This is a genomic window from Flagellimonas sediminis, assembly GCF_010500845.1.
Lineage (GTDB): Bacteria > Bacteroidota > Bacteroidia > Flavobacteriales > Flavobacteriaceae > Flagellimonas > Flagellimonas sediminis.
The window spans coordinates 58,379-76,928 of sequence record NZ_JAAAMI010000012.1 but is presented as its reverse complement, the minus strand read 5'-3'; the positions used below and the strand labels follow the sequence as shown (position 1 = coordinate 76,928).

Here is an 18,550-nt window from a genome sequence, read left to right as displayed (position 1 = left end):
CACTTATCTGCAAAATTACCACAAATGTGTGTTAAATTAACATTAACGTCCAATTAACATGCCTACTATGGTAAAATTGCACATAAAATGGAAAAGATGGTGGTATTCCTGTCCTCAATTGCGCCATACATTTGTATTGTAATCTTAAAAAAGCGAAATGTTATGAAATCAGTAGTTAAAAATCTAACAGTAGCAGCGGCCCTTTTGGTTAGTGCCATCGGGTTGGCTAATGGAACTGCAGTTGATTTTGGTAAAAAAACAGCTGCCAAATACGAAGTTGAAAAGAATTTGGTGAAAGTTAACCTTGATCCAGTATTTGTAAAGAAAGGTCAAAAAATCATGATGAACCTTTTGAACATCTCTCAAGGGAAAGTTCTTCTAAAAGTTTATGATTCCCAAAACAGACTTGTTTTCGATGAGGCTATCGAAGGGGATATCGTTGTTGAAAAAGCTTTCAACTTTGAAAAAGCGTACCAAGATAAATATACCGTAGTTGTAGTGGACAAATTTGGTACCTACAAAGAAACTATGGTAGTAAGATAGTTTGTTTAGTTAATTTTTATGTGCATTGGGGGCCGGGAGGCCCCCTTTTTTTATGCCCATTTTTTTAAACCTTCCCTTTTACTTGGGGGCAATGCCTCATTGGTAATGGCCCATTGCAATAATTTCTGGTCCTTTTCCCTGTTGAACAATAAACCATAAAACTGTTGGATGGTCAACGGATTGGAAGATTCCTTTACCAGTTCCATATGGTCTCCTGTACTGACTTCGCCCTTTTCCAATATGCGAACATAAGTACCAGGAAAGCCATGATCAATAAATTCCTTTATAATATTTTGGTTGCCGAACCGGATGCCCAATTTAAAACAGGGTTCTCGGGGCTGGGTAATTTGAACCAACGCTGAACCCAATTTGTAAATGTTGCCGATTTTCAACCCGGATTCATCAAGACCTTCCATGGTCAGGTTTTCGCCGAACATGCCCCAATCCCATTGCAGGTCTGGGTATTTTTGTCGCCAATAGGGATATTGGTCCGAAGAAAATAAATAGCATGCCTTGAATGCTCCGCCATGAACTTTCCTATTGGCAATGGTATCATTACGAACTGCTTCCGTATCCAAATAAATGGGACCGGTAACCGGATATTTAAAAATACCAGTGGTCGTTTTTTCATTGTTCCACATAATTTCCGTGGAAGGGCCTAAGTTGGTGGAGATAACTTTCATGCCACCAAGATAAAAAAAAACCACCGCGATGGGCGGTGGTCTTCATAACAGTTCTATCATTTTTTAATTTTCCTTCTCAAGGCGTTTGGTCATTGTAAAACCGACCAATAAACCTGCACCTGCCAAGGTAAAGATGGTTCCAGGGTAGGCCACACTTTCTTCCATACCAAGATTGTAGACCATAATGGATCCCACAAAAATGGCAACCCCTATACCGATGAGTAAAAGTGCGATGTTTAGGATTACGATTTTCCAAAAAGGAGCGGCTCCTTCCCGGCGTCCCTTTACAAAGATGCTGGCATCGGCACCTTTTTCGATCAAGGCCAACCTTTCTTTGTTACGTGTTGAAAAATAGAGGTATGCAATAGCAAAGATGACCCCAAAAATTACTGGTAAAATGATTACTTCAGATCCCATGACGATTCGTTTTTATGATTATTTATATTTTTTGTTCATAGCTTATGACGACGCTTTTTTGATCTAGGTTACATAATTTTATAAAAATTGTTTTCCATGTAACCTAAAGGGTTCGCTAGTCGTCCAATGTGCAATGCTGACCAACAAAGAAACAGATCTGATCGAGGAAATACGCCGTGGCAATACCAGGGCCTTCACCGATTTGGTGGAAAGCTATAAGGATTTGGTGTTTACCTTATCTTTAAGGTTGTTGGGCAATAGGGAAGAGGCCGAGGAAGTTTCACAGGATGCCTTTATAAAAATTTATAAAGCTTTGGCTACCTTTAAGGGAGATTCCAAATTATCTACCTGGATCTATAGGATTGCGTACAACACCGCCTTAGATCGGATAAAAAAGAACAAAAGGGCCTATGACCATGTGGAGATCGATCAAGTGAGAAAAATGGGTTTGGCCGATATGGACGATGCCCTTGACAAAATGGTACAGGAAGAAAAAAGACAGTTGATCCATCATAGTTTGGCCAAATTACCGGCTGAGGATGCAGGGATCATTACCTTGTTCTATTTTGAGGAAAAGAACCTTTTGGAGATGGAAAAGATTTTAAAACTTTCCGCCAATACGATAAAAGTAAAGTTGTTCAGGGCCAGAAAAAAACTGGCCAGTATCATGGAAACCAGTTTAGAACGTGAAATACTAGAAAGCAATGGATAAGCACGAAGAGAAGAAATTGGAAGAATTTGTGGATCGCCTTATGGCCGATGCCCCATTGGAATCCCCATCCGTGGACTTCACCAAAAATCTAATGCTTCGGATTGAGGCACAGTCCCAAAAAGAGGCCTTTCAGTATAAACCCATCATGTCCCGATCTGTTTTGGTAGGGTTATTTGTGGCTTTTTCGGTATTGATGGTTTATGTGATCTCACAATATGACTTGGGAGATGGAACAGGATGGTTCGATAAGATTACTTGGGAGCCCAACTTTAAACCGTTTTGGGGTTGGTTGGAAAACTATACCTCTTCCAAAGTGTTGGTATACGCAGTGCTGCTATTTGGGTTGCTGTTTTTTGTGCAGGTACCTTGGCTCAAAAAACACATGGATCGTACGGCCATGTTAGAATGAAACATAATTGTAAGCCCAATACATAAGTCCAAACTGTAACGGAATCCGAAGGATCAGGACCCATTTGGGAATTCCCATCGCAGCTTTCTCGTTCGCCAACATATAAAAATGAACGGGCAGGAAAGCAATCAACATGCAGATAATCCCTATGGCGGCCCAAGTCCTGTCAGCTTCAAAGAAAAGCCCTAGTCCCAATAAAATTTCTGCAATTCCACTCAAAATAACCAAGAATTTGGCATTGGGTAAATAGTCTGGAATGATGCGTTGGTACATTTTTGGCCGCGCAAAATGCATAATCCCGGCCAAAATGTAAAGGATGCCCATAAGGTACAAGTGCCATGGTGCCATATCCTTAATTCTTAAATTTCCAAAAAGGGATGACCGCCTCGGTAACGGTAACAACCGTATCCTTTTTCTTTTGCTTCCTTTTTAAACGCAAGAGGTGTTTGCCGTCATCCAAATGGGAGATTTTAAGGAAGGTCTCAAAACCAAGAAGATTGTTCATGCCGGTCGTCAAAATAAAATCCTCGTCCATTTTCAAGGTGTCAATTTGAAAGGAATAAATATCGTTGAAGGTTCTGAGGTACACTTTACGTATGCTGTCCTTTTGGCTGAGGCTTGTGATCTTATCACTCCAATTGGTGTTTATTTTTATGCTGGAAGTAAGCCCGCGTCGGTCCTTTTTGGGCCTTAACGAATCATTGTACAAGAAAATGCGTTCTTCCATATGTTCTGAAAAAGGAATAAAGACATTTAAATAGGAGGTACTGATCACTTTGGATGGGATGACCACTTCACCTGGAAAATCTCCATCCTCCACCAACATATCCAAATAATTTTTTTTGTTGGCAAAAACTTGCGATGAGTTAAGATCCTTTTCCAAATAATTGGAATGGCGGTATTCCAAGCTGGTAATGATCAAGATAACAATGTAAATGGGAGCAAGCAACAAAATCAACCGTTTTCCAAATTTGTTGTCCAAGAAATTATAGACCAAAGGTCTATATAGAAACGAAAAAGTCAAAAAACTGAAGACCCAGTACACGGGGAAGTAAAATTTGGCCACCCACTTGTTCTTTTTGAGCAGGCCTTGCGTCAAAAAGTCAATAAAGGTCAGGAACATGCCCACGACGATGAAAATAATCATAAAGGCTCCCAAAATCTTGCCCAATTTACTGGGTAACCAATCCCCTTCAATGACAAAACTGGCCACCAAAACAATGGAAATAATAATGGTAGTCATGGCCAGAACATAGAAAATCAACAAAAAGGAAATGGCGAAAAGTATGCTGCAATAATTTTCTAGATTGGCAATATAACGGTCAAAGGAAATAATCTTTTTTTTGAGGTAATTGGTAAACCGTTGTGCATAGTTGAGTTGATCAAACTCAATGTCACCCGAAACATACCGAAGCCCTAAGGCCCCGATCCACAAACCCCTTAATATGACATGCAATAACAGGTTGAACAACAGTATGGAAGCGGCAATGTGGAGGATAAAATAGGCTACAAAACGGTAAATATGTTGCTCATTCTCGGCGTTCCACATTTCCAAGCGCAAGGGTTCGTAAGCGGTGAACAACCCAAAAATGGCAAACCCCGAAATGATGAGTTCCAACTCCCAGCTTTGCTGCTGCAGGGAATCCAGTAATCTTTTAAAGGCCGGACTATTATAATCGTTGTTGCCCACGGTTTGGTCGATTGATGCAACAAGATAAACATTAAAAAGAAAAACCGCTCAAAATGAGCGGTTTTGTACATCATACTACTATGCAAATCTTTATTTGATCATTTCATAGCTGCGAGCGATGAACTTGGTAAGTTCTTCACCCTTCAACAAACCTTTGGACAGGCGGGCCAAATCCAAGGATTGGTTGATCAACCGTTCCCGTTTTTTGGCGGTCTTCGTATTTAAGATTTCACCCACCAGTTCGTGGTTGGTGTTCACGATAAGGTTGTACATATCTGGCATGTTTCCCATCCCGAACATACCGCCACCGGTACGCTGCATTTCCTTCATCCGGCGCATAAACTCTGGTTCGGTAATGATGAATGGTGATGCTTGACTGTCCATGGCTTCCAACTGGATGGTATAGCCTTTGCTTGAAATCACCTCTTCCAATTCGGTCTTCAACTGTTCCTTTTCCTCATCGGAAAGTTTGGATATGGCGGTATCCTCTTTTTTGATGAGGTTATCTATATGGTCGGCATCCACTCTAACAAAGGACAGTTTTTCCTTTGTGATCTCCAGTTTTTGGAGCAAGTGTGGTACAATGGGCGAATCCATCAACAACACTTCATAACCTTTGGCCTTGGCAGCTTCAATATAGCTGTGCTGTGCCTCAGTATCCGAAGCATAAAGGACCACCAACTTTTCATCCTTGTCGGTCTGGTTGTCCTTGATCTTGGCCTGTAACTCTTCAAAAGTGAAATATTTGTCATCCACAGTGGGGTATAGGGCAAAGCTTTCCGCTTTTTCAAAGAATTTTTCTTCGGAAAGCATGCCGTATTCAATGACCACCTTGATGTCGTTCCATTTCTTTTCAAAATCTTCACGATTGTTCTTGAAAAGGGAGCTCAACTTGTCCGCCACCTTTCTGGTGATGTAGGATGAAATCTTCTTTACTGCACCATCGGCCTGAAGGTAAGAACGCGATACGTTCAAAGGAATGTCAGGGGAATCGATGACCCCGCGAAGCATGGTCAAAAACTCCGGTACGATGCCTTCCACATTGTCCGTTACAAAAACTTGGTTTTGATAAAGTTGAATACGATCTTTTTGTATGTTGAGGTCATTCGTCAACTTGGGAAAATATAAAATTCCAGTAAGGTTGAACGGATAGTCCACATTCAAATGGATGTGGAACAAAGGCTCCTCAAACTGCATGGGATATAGTTCCCTGTAAAAGCTTTTATAATCCTCATCGGTCAGATCAGTGGGTTGCTTGGTCCACGCCGGATTTGGATTGTTGATGATGTTGTCCACCACTTGGGTTGGTGCGGGCTCATCTTCCTTGGCTCCTTCCGGTTTGGGCAAGGTTTCGGTTTTGGTCCCAAACTTGATCGGAATGGGCATGAACTTGTTGTATTTGACCAAAAGGCCACGGATTTTGGAATCATCCAAAAACTCGGTGGAGTCCTCGGCTACATGCAGGATGATCTCGGTCCCCCTTTCCGTTTTGTCCGATTCAGAAATGGTGAATTCAGGGGAACCATCACAAATCCAGTGCACTGCTGGGGCATCTTGATAGCTTTTGGTGATGATCTCCACCTTTTCAGCCACCATGAAAGCGGAATAAAAACCTAGACCAAAGTGCCCGATGATTCCTGCATCTTTTCCGGCATCTTTGTATTTGTCCAAAAACTCTTCGGCACCTGAAAAGGCCACTTCGTTAATGTATTTTTTGACCTCTTCCTCGGTCATCCCGATTCCTTGGTCTATAATATGGATGCGTTTGTTGTCCTTGTCCACCTTCACCTCAATGATCGGGTTGCCATACTCCACCTTTGCCTCTCCAATGGAAGTAAGGTGTTTGAGTTTCAAGGTTGCATCCGTAGCGTTGGAAATAAGCTCCCTCAAGAAAATTTCATGGTCGCTGTACAGAAATTTTTTGATCAAGGGAAAAATGTTCTCTACTGAAACATTGATTTTACCTGTTGCCATCGTTTTGTGTTTATCATTTGTACATACCGAGTTAGTCAAAAAAAATACCAGATCGGTAAATATGACAAACTGACACGGGAATGCGTCATTTTTTACAGCCTATAAATTTTAACATAATTTTGTTTATTCTTTTTTTGTAAAAATTAAACAAAATGTCGTATCTTTAAAATGTTATAGGAAAAAATTGCTGTGAAGAAGTTCTGCACTATAACAAGTTTGTTTATTTATTGGTTAGGTTGTGGAAAATGCACTTTCGCTCGGAAGTGCATTTTCTTTATTCTTTCGCCACAAGTTGACCAAAAAGTATCACCCTTAAACAAAGTATTATGGCAACATCGGTAAAAACCAACATCACAGAGGAAAAAGTAATAGAATGGTATATGGATTCCGTTTTGGAAAATGGAAAGGTTCCCGAATCGGTTTACAAGTTTTGCAAGGCGCACAAAATTGGTGAGGACACATTTTATGGATTTTTTGGATCTTTCGAGTCCTTACAACAAAGAATTTGGCAAAAGTTTTTTGACAATACCATGGCTTTGCTGAACAAGAACAAGGATTACGCCGCCATGTCCAATGAGGATAAAATGCTGACCTTTTTCTTTACTTATTTCGAGAATCTGACCTTGAACCGCAGCTATGTGCTGTTCGCACTCAGGGAACACCGGCATACTTTTGAAGGATTGGCCCAACTGAAGGTACTACGCAGATCTTTCAAGGAGTTTGCTACCGAATTGATCCATGTCCGAAATGAGGAAAAGAACTTGAAAATCTTAAAATATAATGAGCCACTTTTTTCTGAAGGGGCTTGGCTCCAGTTTTTGTTCCTTTTAAAGTTTTGGATGGAAGACAGCTCGCCAGGCTTTGAAAAAACAGATATCGCGATAGAGAAATCCGTGACCACGATCTTTCAGATTTTTGAGAATACCCCTTTGGAAAAGATTATTGACTTTGGGAAATTTCTGTACAAAGAAAAGTTTGTGTAGTACCACATGAAAACATTGGATAAAATACCCACCGGAAAAATAGAGCGGGCGGGAAAATTGGTGACCACCGGTGTCAAGATCGGCGGGAATTATGTGAAGTACTATGGCAAGAAACTCGTAAATCCGGATACTTCCAAAGAAGAGCTGGACCATGACAACGCCGAGGATATTTACGATGGACTGAAAAGTCTTAAGGGAAGTGCCCTGAAGGTGGCCCAAATGCTGAGTATGGAGAAAAACCTGCTGCCTAGGGCCTATGTGGAAAAATTTTCCCTTTCCCAGTTTTCGGTACCACCCTTATCGGCCCCTTTGGTCCGCAAGACATTCAAAAAATACTTCGGACAATATCCCGAGGATATCTTTGATCACTTTGAAAAAGATTCCGTAAATGCGGCCAGCATTGGTCAGGTGCACCGTGCCACTAAGGATGGCAAGGAATTGGCGGTAAAGATCCAATATCCGGGAGTGGCAGAAAGCATCAGTAGCGATCTTGCGTTGGTGAAGCCAGTGGCCATTAAAATGTTCAACCTGAAGGGGAAGGATTCCGAGAAATATTTCAAGGAAGTGGAGCACAAGTTGATTGAGGAGACCAATTATATTCTGGAATTGGAACAAAGCAGGGAAATCACCGAAGCCTGTGCCGTGATTCCTGGAATGGAATTCCCAAAATACTATCCCGAACTTTCCAGTGAACGTATCCTGACCATGGATTGGATGAGCGGATTGCATTTGGGTGAGTTCACCAAAACCACTTTTGATGCTAACCTTGGCAATCGATTGGGTCAGGCCCTTTGGGATTTTTATATGTTCCAGATCCATCATTTAAGAAAGGTGCATGCCGATCCACACCCAGGAAATTTCTTGGTAAGTGAAAATGGCAATCTGATAGCGATAGATTTTGGCTGTATCAAGGCCATTCCAGATGAATTTTACATTCCTTATTTTGAATTGGCCAACCTTGACATCCTCAACAACAATGTGGTCTTTATGGAAAAGCTGTATCAACTGGAAATCCTGACTCCAACGGATAGTGCAGAGGAACTGGAATTTTTCAAAGCGTTGTTCAAGGAAATGCTCAGTATCTTCACTTCTCCCTTCAACAAAGAGGAGTTCGATTTTGGGGATGCGGACTTCTGGTCCAAAATTGCCGAATTGAGCGAACGTTATTCCAAGGATCAACAGATCAGGAAGATGAACGGGAACCGTGGCTCCAAACATTTTCTGTATATGAACCGCACCTTTTTTGGACTTTATAATCTGCTGCACGATCTTGGAGCCAAGGTGGAAGTGAACCATTTTAAAAAGTACATGGTCTAATTTTGTTAATATATATCCAGTTCTTTGGATATATTTTTTACTTTTCCATTATTTAGCCTATACTTTTTTCAAAAATTTCTATTTAAGCACTTCGCAATGTATAACTCAAGAATTTCAGGATTAGGATTTTACGTACCTGAGCGTGTGGTGACCAATGACGATTTATCCAAACTGATGGATGCGAATGACGAATGGATTCAAGAGCGTACCGGAATCAAGGAAAGGCGCCATGTGGTGAAAGGGGAGGACACTACGACCTCCATGGGAGTGAAAGCCGCAGAAAAAGCCATTGAACGTGCCGGAATCGATAAGGATGAGATTGATTTCATCGTTTTTGCCACCCTTAGCCCGGATTATTATTTTCCTGGCCCTGGGGTTTTGGTACAACGCGATCTTGGTTTACGCACGGTTGGTGCCCTCGATATCCGAAATCAATGTTCGGGCTTTGTGTATGGCATTTCTGTGGCCGATCAGTACATAAAAAGTGGGATGTACAAAAATGTGCTCGTCATAGGATCGGAACTACATTCGTATGGTCTGGACATGACAACCAGGGGCCGAGGGGTTTCGGTCATTTTTGGTGACGGGGCAGGGGCCGCTGTTTTGACAAGGGAGGAAGATTCTTCCAAAGGAATCCTCTCTACCCACCTGCATTCCGAAGGCCAACATGCCGAAGAACTTTCCTTGATTGCACCAGGGATGGGAAAAAGATGGGTGACGGATATCATTGCCGATGCCGATCCAGAGGACACTTCCTATTTTCCCTATATGAACGGACAGTTTGTGTTCAAAAATGCAGTGGTCCGTTTTAGCGAAGTGATCATGGAGGGGTTGCAAAAGAACAACCTTACTCCACAGGATATCGATATGTTGATTCCGCACCAGGCCAATTTGAGGATTTCCCAGTTCATTCAGGGTAAGTTCCGATTGTCCGATGACCAGGTGTTCAACAACATCATGAAGTATGGCAATACCACGGCCGCTTCTATTCCAATTGCCTTAACAGAGGCATGGGAACAAGGAAAAGTGAAAGAAGGGGATTTAGTCGTTTTGGCCGCTTTTGGTAGTGGATTTACTTGGGGTAGTGTCATCATCCGATGGTAGCAAAATGAAAATAAACTAAAAAACAAAACCCCGATCCTTTAGGATCGGGGTTTTTTATTGATGTCCTTGAAAGACTAACCAACCAACACTCTGACTAGGACCATCAAACTATTGTTATAGGATACCACCGCCACCTTGCTTGGTGTTGTCGTCCCTTCTCTTACGCTGTTTGGCACTGTTCTTTCCACTTCCAAAACGATAGGAAAGTCCTACATATACATTGTTGCTCTCCCAGTTGAAGGCACCTTCCTGTGCATAGGGGTAATCCCCTTCAAAGGCAAAACGCATGGTGTTGAAAATATCATTGTAGTTGAAGCTGATGGTGCCTTTGCCATCGTCAAAACTATAGCGGGCACCCACGTTTACAAAGTACATGGGGTCGGCATCAAACTGGATGCTCTTGTTTCTTCCGCGATAAAAACCAAACGCTTGAAGCGTTAGTTTTTTGGTCACGGTGAAACTGTTGTTCATCCTTACGTTCCAGGCCGTGTTCTCCACTTCAACCTGCTCTGTAATAATATCATCCTCCGTGGCATCGGGGTCCGTGGTGTCCAAGGTTTCCGAAAAGCCTCTTTGGGTTTGGGAGTACATATCAAAACTACCGTTGACATTCCACCATTTTAATGGTTTGTAATTTCCGGATACTTCCACACCATAAGCAGATGTTTTGTCAAAATTGTCATAGGTAAGGATGGTCTTGTTCAGATCCAATCTATCCACATAAAGTGCCCTGTTGATCTCATCCGTAATACTGCGGTAGAATACCCCGGAGGTAATGCTGCCGTTTTTAAGTCTTTTGGTGTAATTCAACTCATAGGAACTGGTAAACTGTGGAACCAAACTCGGGTTACCGAATGAGGAGATCAATGGAGTGGCAAACTCCCTGATAGGGTTTACCTGATCCAAACCAGGTCTATCTACCCTTCTACTATAGCTCAATTGCATTTGGTCCTTTTCGTTTGGACTATACGTTACAAATGCCGATGGATAAATCTCAGTGTATTTGTCGGTAAAGGCACGTACTGCATTAGTGTCAGCTTTTACTTCCACGTCCTCTACACGAACCCCCATTTGGTAAGACCATTTTTTATAGGTCTGGCCAAAAGTTGCATAGGCGGAGTAGATGTCCATGGCATAAATGAACTTAGTGGAAGGCGTTGGAACCAGATTGCCTTGGGAGTTGAAGGATTGTCCGGTTGATGAATAATCCACTTTGGACTCAAAATTCCTTGACTGCAACCCAAGCTCCAGTTTGGAAATACTGTCCAACGGGTTCACATAGTCCAAGTTGGCCGTGGTTTGGGTACGTTTGGTGTCCACAAAATCCTTGTAATTTGGATAAACAACGGCACCAACCGATCTAAAGTCGGCATCCTGGCCACTGTCGAACAAGTTATGGTCCACTTCCAACTCAATGTTGTGGCCTTCCTTTCCAAAATCAAGTTTATAATCAAAGTTGTATTGCTCGCTCGTATTGTCGGAAAGGTCATCAAAATATTGGGTCAAGTTGTTCGATGGGGCTTCAAAATAGTCGATGGCCACGGTTCCAAATCCTTTCCCGTCATAGATGTTTTGATTGGTGAAGAAAGAGATGGTATTCTTTTCGTTCAAATAAAAATCGACCCCTAATTTGTACAAGTGTGACTTGTTATTGTTTAGGAAATCGAATTTTTGGCGTGAGTTTTCATCCACCCTCAAAATACTGCCATCATTTACCCATTTACCAATGTTATTACCGTAGTTTCCATAGAAATTAAACTTGCCGTTACGGTAGTTCAAGTCAATGGAGCTGTTGAACTTGGCCTCTATACCTTTGGTAAGGCCCATGCTCACATTTCCATTGAAACCAATATTGGCATTTTTATGCAATACAATGTTGATGATGCCACTCATCCCCTCCGGATTGTACTTGGCAGATGGGTTGGTGATCAGTTCAATGGATTTAATGGAGGTAGATGGAATCTGTTTGAGCAACTGCGCTATGGGCACGTTGGAAAGCTTTCCGTCTACCATCACACGGACGTTGGAATTACCCCTTAATGTAATATCCCCAGTTTGGGCATCCACATTTACCGAAGGGATGTTGTTCATAATGTCCGAAGCCGTTGCGCCGGAAGTGGTCAAGTCCTTGCCCACGTTGATCACTTTTCTGTCCACCCGTTGTTCAATGGTCGTTTTTTCGGCCACCACTTCAACACCTTCCAGATTTTGGGTCTCTTCCACCAAGGTGATGGTACCCATGTCCAGATTACGTTTGTCCTTATTGATGACCAATTTTTGGGAATACGTTTTGTACCCGATATACTGTACTTCAAGAATGAAATTGCCATCGGGCAGTTTTTTAATGTCGAAAGTACCATCATCCAAGGTGATGCCACCAGTGATGGTTTCGGTACCGTCTTCCGATTTAATGACTATTGCCGCATAGGCAACAGGTTGTTGTAGGGTGTTGTCAATTACCTTTCCTGAAATGGAGCCCAAGGCGTTTTCAGGGTCTGTGGTATTTGCATGTGTAGAAAATAATGCGCAAGAAAGCAGCGCAAAAAGTAGGGTCAACTTTTTCATGAGTTGTTCGTTTTTTGATTGATGAATTCGATTGATTGATGATATACTTAAGACGCCGTTGATCGTAGAATGTTACAGCTTCACTTGATTTTAACATTCTTTAACAGTATGGAAAAATGTAATGTATTGATTGTAAGTATATCGCTCTAAAAGAGACCAACAGAAAAAGTTTTAAAAAGAAGAAACCCCGGTAAAAATACCGGGGTTGATACATTGATAAGCTATACTAAACACTAACCATTAACTATAAAAAATACAGTCTTACCAATGAAATATTTTATATATACAATAGACGGAAATTTTTTGTTATCGTTACAGTCTATCTTTAAGTTTAACACTAAAATTAACAAATGGCAAAAACACTTGTTTTCGGGGCTTCTGTAAACCCAGGAAGATACAGTAACATGGCAGTTCGTAGGCTGGTCGATCAAAAAATTGAAACAACCGCATTTGGGATACATGGGGGAACTGTATCAGGAGTACAAATTAAAGACAACTTAGTTGATTTTCAAAATATTGATACCGTAACTTTATATCTGAACCCAACCCACCAAAGCGAATATTACCAAAAAATTGTGGATTTATGGCCAAGAAGGGTCATTTTCAACCCAGGAACCGAAAATCCGGAATTCTATGAAATCCTAGAAAAAGAAGGCATAAAGGTAGAAGTTGCCTGTACTCTAGTGTTGTTGGCTACTGGACAATACTAGGTTCCAATTCCTTTTTTTTGATCAACCATAGCCCAAAAAAAGTCAACAATCCATTGAGAGGCAACAGTTCATACCCCATTTGATATCCACCTAAATAGGAGGCTGGGATGTTAGCCACTAAAATGATAGTGGTAACCGATAATACCGCTACGATCCATACATAAGCATCCTTGATCTTGTGTTTGGTGAAAATTCCAAAGGAAAATAGTCCTAACAAAGGTCCGTAAGTGTACCCGGCTACCGTTAGAAGACTATCGATCACATTACTGCTCAAAATATATTTAAAGGCGATGATAACCACGATCAGCATCACGCTCATCCCCACGTGGGTCTGTTTCCGTATTTTTTTCTGCTCGTTTTCTTCTTTATGCTGAACGTTGAGGAAATCTACACAAAATGAAGTGGTCAAAGAGGTAAGGGCGCTATCGGCACTACTGTAGGCCGCAGCGATCAATCCCAACATGAAAGTAATGGATAGGGCCAGTCCCAGTCCACTATTCAGCGCAATTTCGGGGAACAACAAGTCAGTTTTTGGGGTGCCGTCCATCAAAGGAATGGCCACTCCGTTGCGTTTGGCATAAATGAACAACAAAGCACCCAACAGCATGAACAAAAAGGTGACCCCTACCAAAACAAAACTAAAAGAAACCATATTTTTTTGAGCGTCTTTCAACGATTTGCAGGTAAGGTTTTTTTGCATCATGTCCTGATCCAATCCGGTCATACAAATGGTCACGAACATACCGCCCACAAAGGATTTAATGAAATAATTTCGACTCAAAAAGTCATCGGTGACCAAAAAGGAACTGTAGCTTTTCAGTTCTTCCGATCTTAAAAACTCCCCAAAGCTCCACCCCAATTCCTGATTGATGAAGATGATGGAAAGGATAACGGCCACTATCATGAAAAGGGTCTGCAGGGTATCGGTCCAAACAATGGTTTTGATACCGCCTTTGTTGGTGTAGATCCAGATCAATAAAATGGAAATGACCACCGTAAACTCAAAACGCACCCCCAATCCATCAAAAACGAACTGCTGCAAAACAATGGCAACCAAATACAACCGGAAGGCTGCCCCTAAAACTCGGGATAGGAAAAAGAAAAAGGCCCCGGTTTTATGGCTGACCTTTCCAAAGCGTTCCGCAAGGTATTCGTAAATAGAGGTGAGGTTGTACTTATAATAAAGGGGCAGTAAAACAAAGGCTACCACAAAATATCCAAAAAGATATCCGATCACTACCTGTATGTAGGTAAAATGGATATCGTCCACCCAACCAGGCACCGAAATAAAGGTAACCCCTGACAATGAGGCACCTACCATTCCAAATGCCACCAAGTACCAAGGCGATTGCTTGCCTGCTTTAAAAAAATCTGCGTTCGAATCGTTTTTTCCAGTAAAGTAAGAGATCAATATAAGCACCAAGAAATAAGCACCTATAAGCAAGAGAATCTGTGTGGCTGACATAAACGGTATTTGATTTGCAAAGTACGAAAGTAAATTGGTAACACTAAAATCGTAATTTTGTTGGAGATTTGATGCTATGGAGTTTTCATCCAAATTATTGGAAAATGCCGTGTACGAAATGTCTCAATTGCCAGGAATAGGCAAGCGTACCGCCTTGCGTTTGGTGCTTCACCTGCTCAAACAGCCCGAGGAACGTACAGAGCATTTGACCCATGCCCTTTCCAAATTGAAAAACGAGGTGAACTTTTGTAAAAGTTGCCATAACATCTCCGATACCGAAATCTGTGAGATCTGTGCCAACCCTAAAAGAGACGAGAATTTGGTTTGCGTTGTGGAAGACATCCGCGACGTAATGGCCATTGAGAACACATCCCAATATAATGGATTGTACCATGTACTTGGAGGCAAGATTTCCCCTATGGAAGGAGTGGGGCCGCAGGATTTGAACATCGTATCCTTGATCAATAAAGTGAAGGAGGGAAAAGTAAAAGAACTCATCTTTGCCCTAAGTTCCACTATGGAAGGTGATACCACTAATTTTTATATTTACCGTCAGTTGGAAGGGTTGGAAGTGACCACTTCTGCCATTGCAAGGGGGATTTCTGTGGGCGATGAATTGGAGTATGCCGATGAGGTGACGTTGGGACGAAGTATTTTGAACCGGGTGCCTTTTGAAAATTCGATGAAAGCGAATTAGGTGAGTTGCCAAATAATGAACATAAAACAATAATAAGTGATTTACTTTAGTATTTTTGCAAAATAAGAGTCCAAATCACTTTGATAAATAGGAATATGTCAAAATTTGAATTGAAATTACCGCAAATGGGCGAAAGTGTTGCCGAAGCTACCCTCACCACCTGGTTGAAGGAAGTGGGCGATACCATTGAAATGGACGAGGCCGTTTTTGAGATTGCCACGGACAAAGTAGATTCTGAAGTGCCCAGTGAAGTGGAAGGTGTTTTAGTGGAAAAGCGGTTTGACGTAGATGATGTCATAAAAGTTGGGGAAGTGGTAGCCGTTATCCAGTTAAATGGGGATGTGGAGGTGCCAACTGGGGATTCCAAAATGGAGAGCCCTGTTTCCGAATCGGTTGAAGAGCCTGTCACGGTTCTGGAGAACGATATGGCCCAGACCCAAAAAGCAGTTGCCGTACCTACCCCTAATTTTTCAAATTCGGATAGATTTTATTCCCCATTGGTGAAAAATATTGCCAAGGAAGAAGGTATTTCAATGGAGGAACTGGAAGCCATTGTCGGAACAGGTAGTGAAGGTCGCGTTACCAAAAACGATATCATGGCCTATCTGGAAAACCGAACCACAAAGGACGCTGCAAAACCAGTTGAGGCTCCGGTCGTGAAAGAGGTAAAACCAGTGGAAGCCGAAGTTAAACCAGTGAGGGAAGTTGTTGAGAAACCAAAATCAGCCCCAATTCCCGTTGGTGATGGTGATGAGATCATCCCGCTTACCCGAATGGGCAAATTGATCGCGCACCACATGATCGAGAGTATTTCCACATCGGCACACGTGCAAAGTTTTGTGGAAGTGGATGTGACCAATGTTGTGAACTGGAGAAATAAAGTAAAAAATGCCTTTGAGCAGAGGGAAGGGGAAAAACTCACCTTTACCCCAATTTTTATGGAAGCGGTGGCCTTGGCCTTAAAGAAATTCCCGATGATGAACATTTCTTTGGATGGGGACAAGGTCATCAAAAAGAAAAACATCAATTTGGGTATGGCGGCAGCCTTACCAGATGGAAACCTTATCGTGCCCGTGATCAAAAACGCCGATCAATTGAATTTGGTGGGTATGGCCAAGACGGTTAACGATTTGGCCAATCGTGCTCGGAACAACCAATTGAAGCCCGATGAGGTTAAAGATGGTACTTACACCGTAACCAATGTGGGGACTTTTGGCAGTGTTTTCGGTACGCCGATCATCAACCAACCGCAAGTGGGCATCTTGGCATTGGGCGCCATTAGAAAAATTCCTTCCGTGATTGAAACCGGTCAAGGGGAGTTCATCGGCATCCGAAGCAAAATGTTCCTATCGCATAGCTACGACCACCGTGTGGTGAACGGAGCCTTGGGTGGAATGTTCGTAAAAGCCGTTGCGGATTATTTGGAAGCTTGGGACGTGAATAGGGAAATCTAATGGAAAATTCCATTTTTTCTTTTCACTATGTGTAACTTTAAGATTTTGAAGTCCCATTTATCCATTCAATGAATACCGCATGCAATTACAATTGACCAAACCCATTTGCTTTTTTGATCTGGAAACCACAGGTACCAATGTGGCCAAGGATCGTATCGTAGAAATATCCATTTTGAAGGTATATCCGAACGGAAACAAGGAAAGCAGAACATGGTTGGTAAATCCTGAAATGCCAATACCGCCAGAGTCGGAGGCCATTCATGGCATATCCAACGAAAAAGTGGCCAATGAACCCACCTTCAAACAATTGTCAAAAGAAATCTACAAAATGATCCGCGACAGCGATTTGGCAGGTTTTAATTCCGATCGTTTCGATATTCCCCTATTGGTGGAGGAAATGTTGCGGGCCGATGTGGATTTTGATATGAAGAACATGGTTTCCGTGGATGTGCAGACCATTTTCCATAAAATGGAAAAACGCACCTTGGAAGCGGCCTATAAATTCTATTGCGACAAAAGTTTGGAGGACGCCCATAGTGCCAAGGCCGATACCATGGCCACTTATGAGGTGCTCCTTGCCCAGTTGGAAAGATACCCCGAACTGGAAAACGATATCAAGAAACTGTCTGAATTCACCACTAGGAAACAATCCCTCGATTTTGCCGGATTTATAGCCCTTGATGAAAACGAACAGCCTGTTTTTTCCTTCGGAAAGCATAAAGGAAGGTCCGTGGATGAGGTATTGGAGGCGGAGCCTGGTTATTTTGGCTGGATCTTGAACGCCGATTTTCCTTTGTACACTAAAAAAGTATTGACGCAGATTAAGTTGAGCAAGCTCAACAATAAAATATAATGCAACATAACCCCCTAAAACTGAATGAAACTGATTTGTATAGGACGTAACTATGTGGACCACATAGACGAACTGAACAACGAACGCCCGGATGAACCTGTGGTTTTCATAAAACCTGATTCTTCCGTTCTTCCAAAAGAGCAGGATTTTTATATTCCCGAATTTAGCGACGATGTACACTATGAGGTAGAAGTATTGGTGAAGATCAAAAAGGTCGGAAAACATATCGCCAAAGAATTTGCCCATAAATACTATGACGAAATTGGCCTCGGCATCGATTTTACGGCAAGGGACCTTCAGTCCAAACTAAAAGCAAAAGGCCTGCCTTGGGAAAAGGCGAAGGGCTTTGATGGATCGGCCGTAATCGGGAACTGGGTGTCGAAAAATAGATTCAAGGATGTGGACCATTTGAGTTTTTCCCTATCCAAAAATGGTGAAAAAGTTCAAGATGGGAATACCGCTTTGATGCTTTGGAAGATAGATGAAATTATAGCCCATGTCTCCACTTATTTCATGTTGAAAAAAGGAGATATCATTTTTACAGGTACGCCTGCCGGGGTTGGTAAAATAGCCCCAAATGACTACCTTGTTGGCACCTTGGAAGGTGAGAAGCTATTTGAAATTAATGTACGATAATGATTTACAGCCTCGATAAGTTAAATGAAATGGCAGAGGGAGATAAGGATTTCATTGTTTCCGTGATCTCTGTTTTTTTGGAAGAAGTACCCGAAGATCTTGAAGGTTTGGAAAAAGCCATAGGTGCTCGGGATTACGATACTATTTATAAACTGGCGCACAAGATAAAACCGAATGTGGACATCTTGGGCATGGAACAGACCAGGGCCATGGCCCTCGATATTGAGACCATGGGCAAAAGTGAAGCCAGTATGGAGGATATTGAAAAGAAATTTCCCCTTTTGAAAAAGGATGTTCTTCAGGTGGTCTCCGAATTAAAGAAAGACTTCGATTTATAA

General features: G+C 42.0%; 19 protein-coding genes. 12 read left to right on the top strand and 7 right to left on the bottom strand.

The window, feature by feature from the left end:
- Window positions 1-162 precede the first annotated feature (162 nt).
- Window positions 163-543 (top strand): hypothetical protein, encoded by a 381-nt coding sequence (locus GTK07_RS17635; protein ID WP_163636490.1) that lies wholly within the window; start codon window positions 163-165, stop codon window positions 541-543.
- A 50-nt stretch (window positions 544-593) separates the two neighbouring features.
- Here GTK07_RS17635 and GTK07_RS17630 read toward each other — a convergent pair whose 3' ends face one another.
- Together GTK07_RS17630 and GTK07_RS17625 are read right to left on the bottom strand one after the other, a co-directional pair.
- Entirely contained in the window at window positions 594-1,226 is a 633-nt protein-coding gene (locus tag GTK07_RS17630; RefSeq protein ID WP_163636489.1) for an MOSC domain-containing protein, read from the bottom strand.
- Window positions 1,227-1,289: 63 nt separating this feature from the next.
- A complete protein-coding gene (locus GTK07_RS17625; protein ID WP_163636488.1) occupies window positions 1,290-1,643 on the bottom strand; it encodes a DUF6249 domain-containing protein in 354 nt (117 codons plus the stop codon).
- A gap of 133 nt (window positions 1,644-1,776) precedes the next feature.
- On the opposite strand from GTK07_RS17625, the gene GTK07_RS17620 reads away from it, so the two are divergent.
- Both GTK07_RS17620 and GTK07_RS17615 read left to right on the top strand, forming a co-directional pair.
- On the top strand, window positions 1,777-2,355 hold the full coding sequence (locus GTK07_RS17620) for an RNA polymerase sigma factor (protein ID WP_163636487.1): 579 nt from the start codon (window positions 1,777-1,779) through the stop codon (window positions 2,353-2,355).
- On the top strand, window positions 2,348-2,764 hold the full coding sequence (locus tag GTK07_RS17615) for a hypothetical protein (RefSeq protein WP_163636486.1): 417 nt from the start codon (window positions 2,348-2,350) through the stop codon (window positions 2,762-2,764). The genes GTK07_RS17620 and GTK07_RS17615 overlap by 8 nt, the downstream gene beginning before the upstream one ends.
- Here the strand turns inward: GTK07_RS17615 and GTK07_RS17610 are convergent.
- The 3 genes from GTK07_RS17610 to htpG form a co-directional block, all read right to left on the bottom strand.
- Window positions 2,756-3,112, bottom strand: coding sequence for a DoxX family protein (locus GTK07_RS17610; protein ID WP_163636485.1), 357 nt, complete (start codon window positions 3,110-3,112; stop codon window positions 2,756-2,758). The two genes, GTK07_RS17615 and GTK07_RS17610, sit on opposite strands and share 9 nt — an antisense overlap.
- Window positions 3,113-3,116: 4 nt before the next feature.
- On the bottom strand, window positions 3,117-4,454 hold the full coding sequence (locus GTK07_RS17605) for a YfhO family protein (protein WP_163636484.1): 1,338 nt from the start codon (window positions 4,452-4,454) through the stop codon (window positions 3,117-3,119).
- Window positions 4,455-4,544: 90 nt separating this feature from the next.
- The gene (gene htpG, locus GTK07_RS17600) at window positions 4,545-6,428 is read right to left on the bottom strand and encodes a molecular chaperone HtpG (protein WP_163636483.1); all 1,884 of its coding nucleotides are present in this window, start codon (window positions 6,426-6,428) and stop codon (window positions 4,545-4,547) included.
- Window positions 6,429-6,754: 326 nt separating this feature from the next.
- Between htpG and GTK07_RS17595 the strand changes: the two genes are divergently transcribed.
- The 3 genes from GTK07_RS17595 to GTK07_RS17585 all read left to right on the top strand — a co-directional run bounded on the left by GTK07_RS17595 (window position 6,755) and on the right by GTK07_RS17585 (window position 9,832).
- Window positions 6,755-7,411 carry a TetR family transcriptional regulator C-terminal domain-containing protein gene (locus GTK07_RS17595; RefSeq protein WP_163636482.1) on the top strand — a complete coding sequence of 219 codons (657 nt, stop codon included), beginning with the start codon at window positions 6,755-6,757 and terminating at the stop codon, window positions 7,409-7,411.
- Window positions 7,412-7,417: 6 nt separating this feature from the next.
- Window positions 7,418-8,728: an ABC1 kinase family protein gene (locus tag GTK07_RS17590; RefSeq protein WP_163636481.1), complete on the top strand. Its 1,311-nt coding sequence runs from the start codon at window positions 7,418-7,420 to the stop codon at window positions 8,726-8,728.
- Between the two features lie 96 nt (window positions 8,729-8,824).
- Window positions 8,825-9,832, top strand: coding sequence for a 3-oxoacyl-ACP synthase III family protein (locus GTK07_RS17585; protein ID WP_163636480.1), 1,008 nt, complete (start codon window positions 8,825-8,827; stop codon window positions 9,830-9,832).
- Window positions 9,833-9,946: 114 nt separating this feature from the next.
- Here GTK07_RS17585 and GTK07_RS17580 read toward each other — a convergent pair whose 3' ends face one another.
- The gene (locus GTK07_RS17580; RefSeq protein WP_163636479.1) at window positions 9,947-12,397 is read right to left on the bottom strand and encodes a TonB-dependent receptor; all 2,451 of its coding nucleotides are present in this window, start codon (window positions 12,395-12,397) and stop codon (window positions 9,947-9,949) included.
- A 350-nt stretch (window positions 12,398-12,747) separates the two neighbouring features.
- Here GTK07_RS17580 and GTK07_RS17575 point away from each other — a divergent pair, with 350 nt between their 5' ends.
- Entirely contained in the window at window positions 12,748-13,107 is a 360-nt protein-coding gene (locus tag GTK07_RS17575) for a CoA-binding protein (RefSeq protein ID WP_163636478.1), read from the top strand.
- Here GTK07_RS17575 and GTK07_RS17570 read toward each other — a convergent pair.
- Window positions 13,091-14,572 carry a sodium:solute symporter gene (locus GTK07_RS17570; RefSeq protein WP_163636477.1) on the bottom strand — a complete coding sequence of 494 codons (1,482 nt, stop codon included), beginning with the start codon at window positions 14,570-14,572 and terminating at the stop codon, window positions 13,091-13,093. The two genes, GTK07_RS17575 and GTK07_RS17570, sit on opposite strands and share 17 nt — an antisense overlap.
- A 76-nt stretch (window positions 14,573-14,648) precedes the next feature.
- Here GTK07_RS17570 and recR point away from each other — a divergent pair, with 76 nt between their 5' ends.
- The 5 genes from recR to GTK07_RS17545 all read left to right on the top strand — a co-directional run bounded on the left by recR (window position 14,649) and on the right by GTK07_RS17545 (window position 18,550).
- The gene (recR, locus tag GTK07_RS17565; protein WP_163636476.1) at window positions 14,649-15,269 is read left to right on the top strand and encodes a recombination mediator RecR; all 621 of its coding nucleotides are present in this window, start codon (window positions 14,649-14,651) and stop codon (window positions 15,267-15,269) included.
- 95 nt (window positions 15,270-15,364) lie between these two features.
- Window positions 15,365-16,723 (top strand): dihydrolipoamide acetyltransferase family protein, encoded by a 1,359-nt coding sequence (locus GTK07_RS17560; protein WP_163636475.1) that lies wholly within the window; start codon window positions 15,365-15,367, stop codon window positions 16,721-16,723.
- 79 nt (window positions 16,724-16,802) lie between these two features.
- The gene (locus tag GTK07_RS17555; protein WP_163636474.1) at window positions 16,803-17,576 is read left to right on the top strand and encodes a 3'-5' exonuclease; all 774 of its coding nucleotides are present in this window, start codon (window positions 16,803-16,805) and stop codon (window positions 17,574-17,576) included.
- A 24-nt stretch (window positions 17,577-17,600) separates the two neighbouring features.
- Window positions 17,601-18,212 (top strand): fumarylacetoacetate hydrolase family protein, encoded by a 612-nt coding sequence (locus GTK07_RS17550; protein ID WP_163636473.1) that lies wholly within the window; start codon window positions 17,601-17,603, stop codon window positions 18,210-18,212.
- The gene (locus tag GTK07_RS17545) at window positions 18,212-18,550 is read left to right on the top strand and encodes an Hpt domain-containing protein (protein WP_163636472.1); all 339 of its coding nucleotides are present in this window, start codon (window positions 18,212-18,214) and stop codon (window positions 18,548-18,550) included. The genes GTK07_RS17550 and GTK07_RS17545 overlap by 1 nt, the downstream gene beginning before the upstream one ends.

What these genes read in the sequence shown, in the direction of transcription:
- GTK07_RS17620 (WP_163636487.1), top strand. Translation starts at nt 1,777, where the DNA reads ATGCTGACCAACAAAGAAACAGATCTGATCGAGGAAATACGCCGTGGC.
- GTK07_RS17625 (WP_163636488.1), bottom strand. Translation starts at nt 1,643, where the DNA reads ATGGGATCTGAAGTAATCATTTTACCAGTAATTTTTGGGGTCATCTTT.
- GTK07_RS17555 (WP_163636474.1), top strand. Translation starts at nt 16,803, where the DNA reads ATGCAATTACAATTGACCAAACCCATTTGCTTTTTTGATCTGGAAACC.
- GTK07_RS17550 (WP_163636473.1), top strand. Translation starts at nt 17,601, where the DNA reads ATGAAACTGATTTGTATAGGACGTAACTATGTGGACCACATAGACGAA.
- GTK07_RS17630 (WP_163636489.1), bottom strand. Translation starts at nt 1,226, where the DNA reads ATGAAAGTTATCTCCACCAACTTAGGCCCTTCCACGGAAATTATGTGG.
- recR (WP_163636476.1), top strand. Translation starts at nt 14,649, where the DNA reads ATGGAGTTTTCATCCAAATTATTGGAAAATGCCGTGTACGAAATGTCT.
- htpG (WP_163636483.1), bottom strand. Translation starts at nt 6,428, where the DNA reads ATGGCAACAGGTAAAATCAATGTTTCAGTAGAGAACATTTTTCCCTTG.
- GTK07_RS17560 (WP_163636475.1), top strand. Translation starts at nt 15,365, where the DNA reads ATGTCAAAATTTGAATTGAAATTACCGCAAATGGGCGAAAGTGTTGCC.
- GTK07_RS17595 (WP_163636482.1), top strand. Translation starts at nt 6,755, where the DNA reads ATGGCAACATCGGTAAAAACCAACATCACAGAGGAAAAAGTAATAGAA.
- GTK07_RS17570 (WP_163636477.1), bottom strand. Translation starts at nt 14,572, where the DNA reads ATGTCAGCCACACAGATTCTCTTGCTTATAGGTGCTTATTTCTTGGTG.
- GTK07_RS17610 (WP_163636485.1), bottom strand. Translation starts at nt 3,112, where the DNA reads ATGGCACCATGGCACTTGTACCTTATGGGCATCCTTTACATTTTGGCC.
- GTK07_RS17575 (WP_163636478.1), top strand. Translation starts at nt 12,748, where the DNA reads ATGGCAAAAACACTTGTTTTCGGGGCTTCTGTAAACCCAGGAAGATAC.
- GTK07_RS17580 (WP_163636479.1), bottom strand. Translation starts at nt 12,397, where the DNA reads ATGAAAAAGTTGACCCTACTTTTTGCGCTGCTTTCTTGCGCATTATTT.
- GTK07_RS17615 (WP_163636486.1), top strand. Translation starts at nt 2,348, where the DNA reads ATGGATAAGCACGAAGAGAAGAAATTGGAAGAATTTGTGGATCGCCTT.
- GTK07_RS17635 (WP_163636490.1), top strand. Translation starts at nt 163, where the DNA reads ATGAAATCAGTAGTTAAAAATCTAACAGTAGCAGCGGCCCTTTTGGTT.
- GTK07_RS17585 (WP_163636480.1), top strand. Translation starts at nt 8,825, where the DNA reads ATGTATAACTCAAGAATTTCAGGATTAGGATTTTACGTACCTGAGCGT.
- GTK07_RS17590 (WP_163636481.1), top strand. Translation starts at nt 7,418, where the DNA reads ATGAAAACATTGGATAAAATACCCACCGGAAAAATAGAGCGGGCGGGA.
- GTK07_RS17545 (WP_163636472.1), top strand. Translation starts at nt 18,212, where the DNA reads ATGATTTACAGCCTCGATAAGTTAAATGAAATGGCAGAGGGAGATAAG.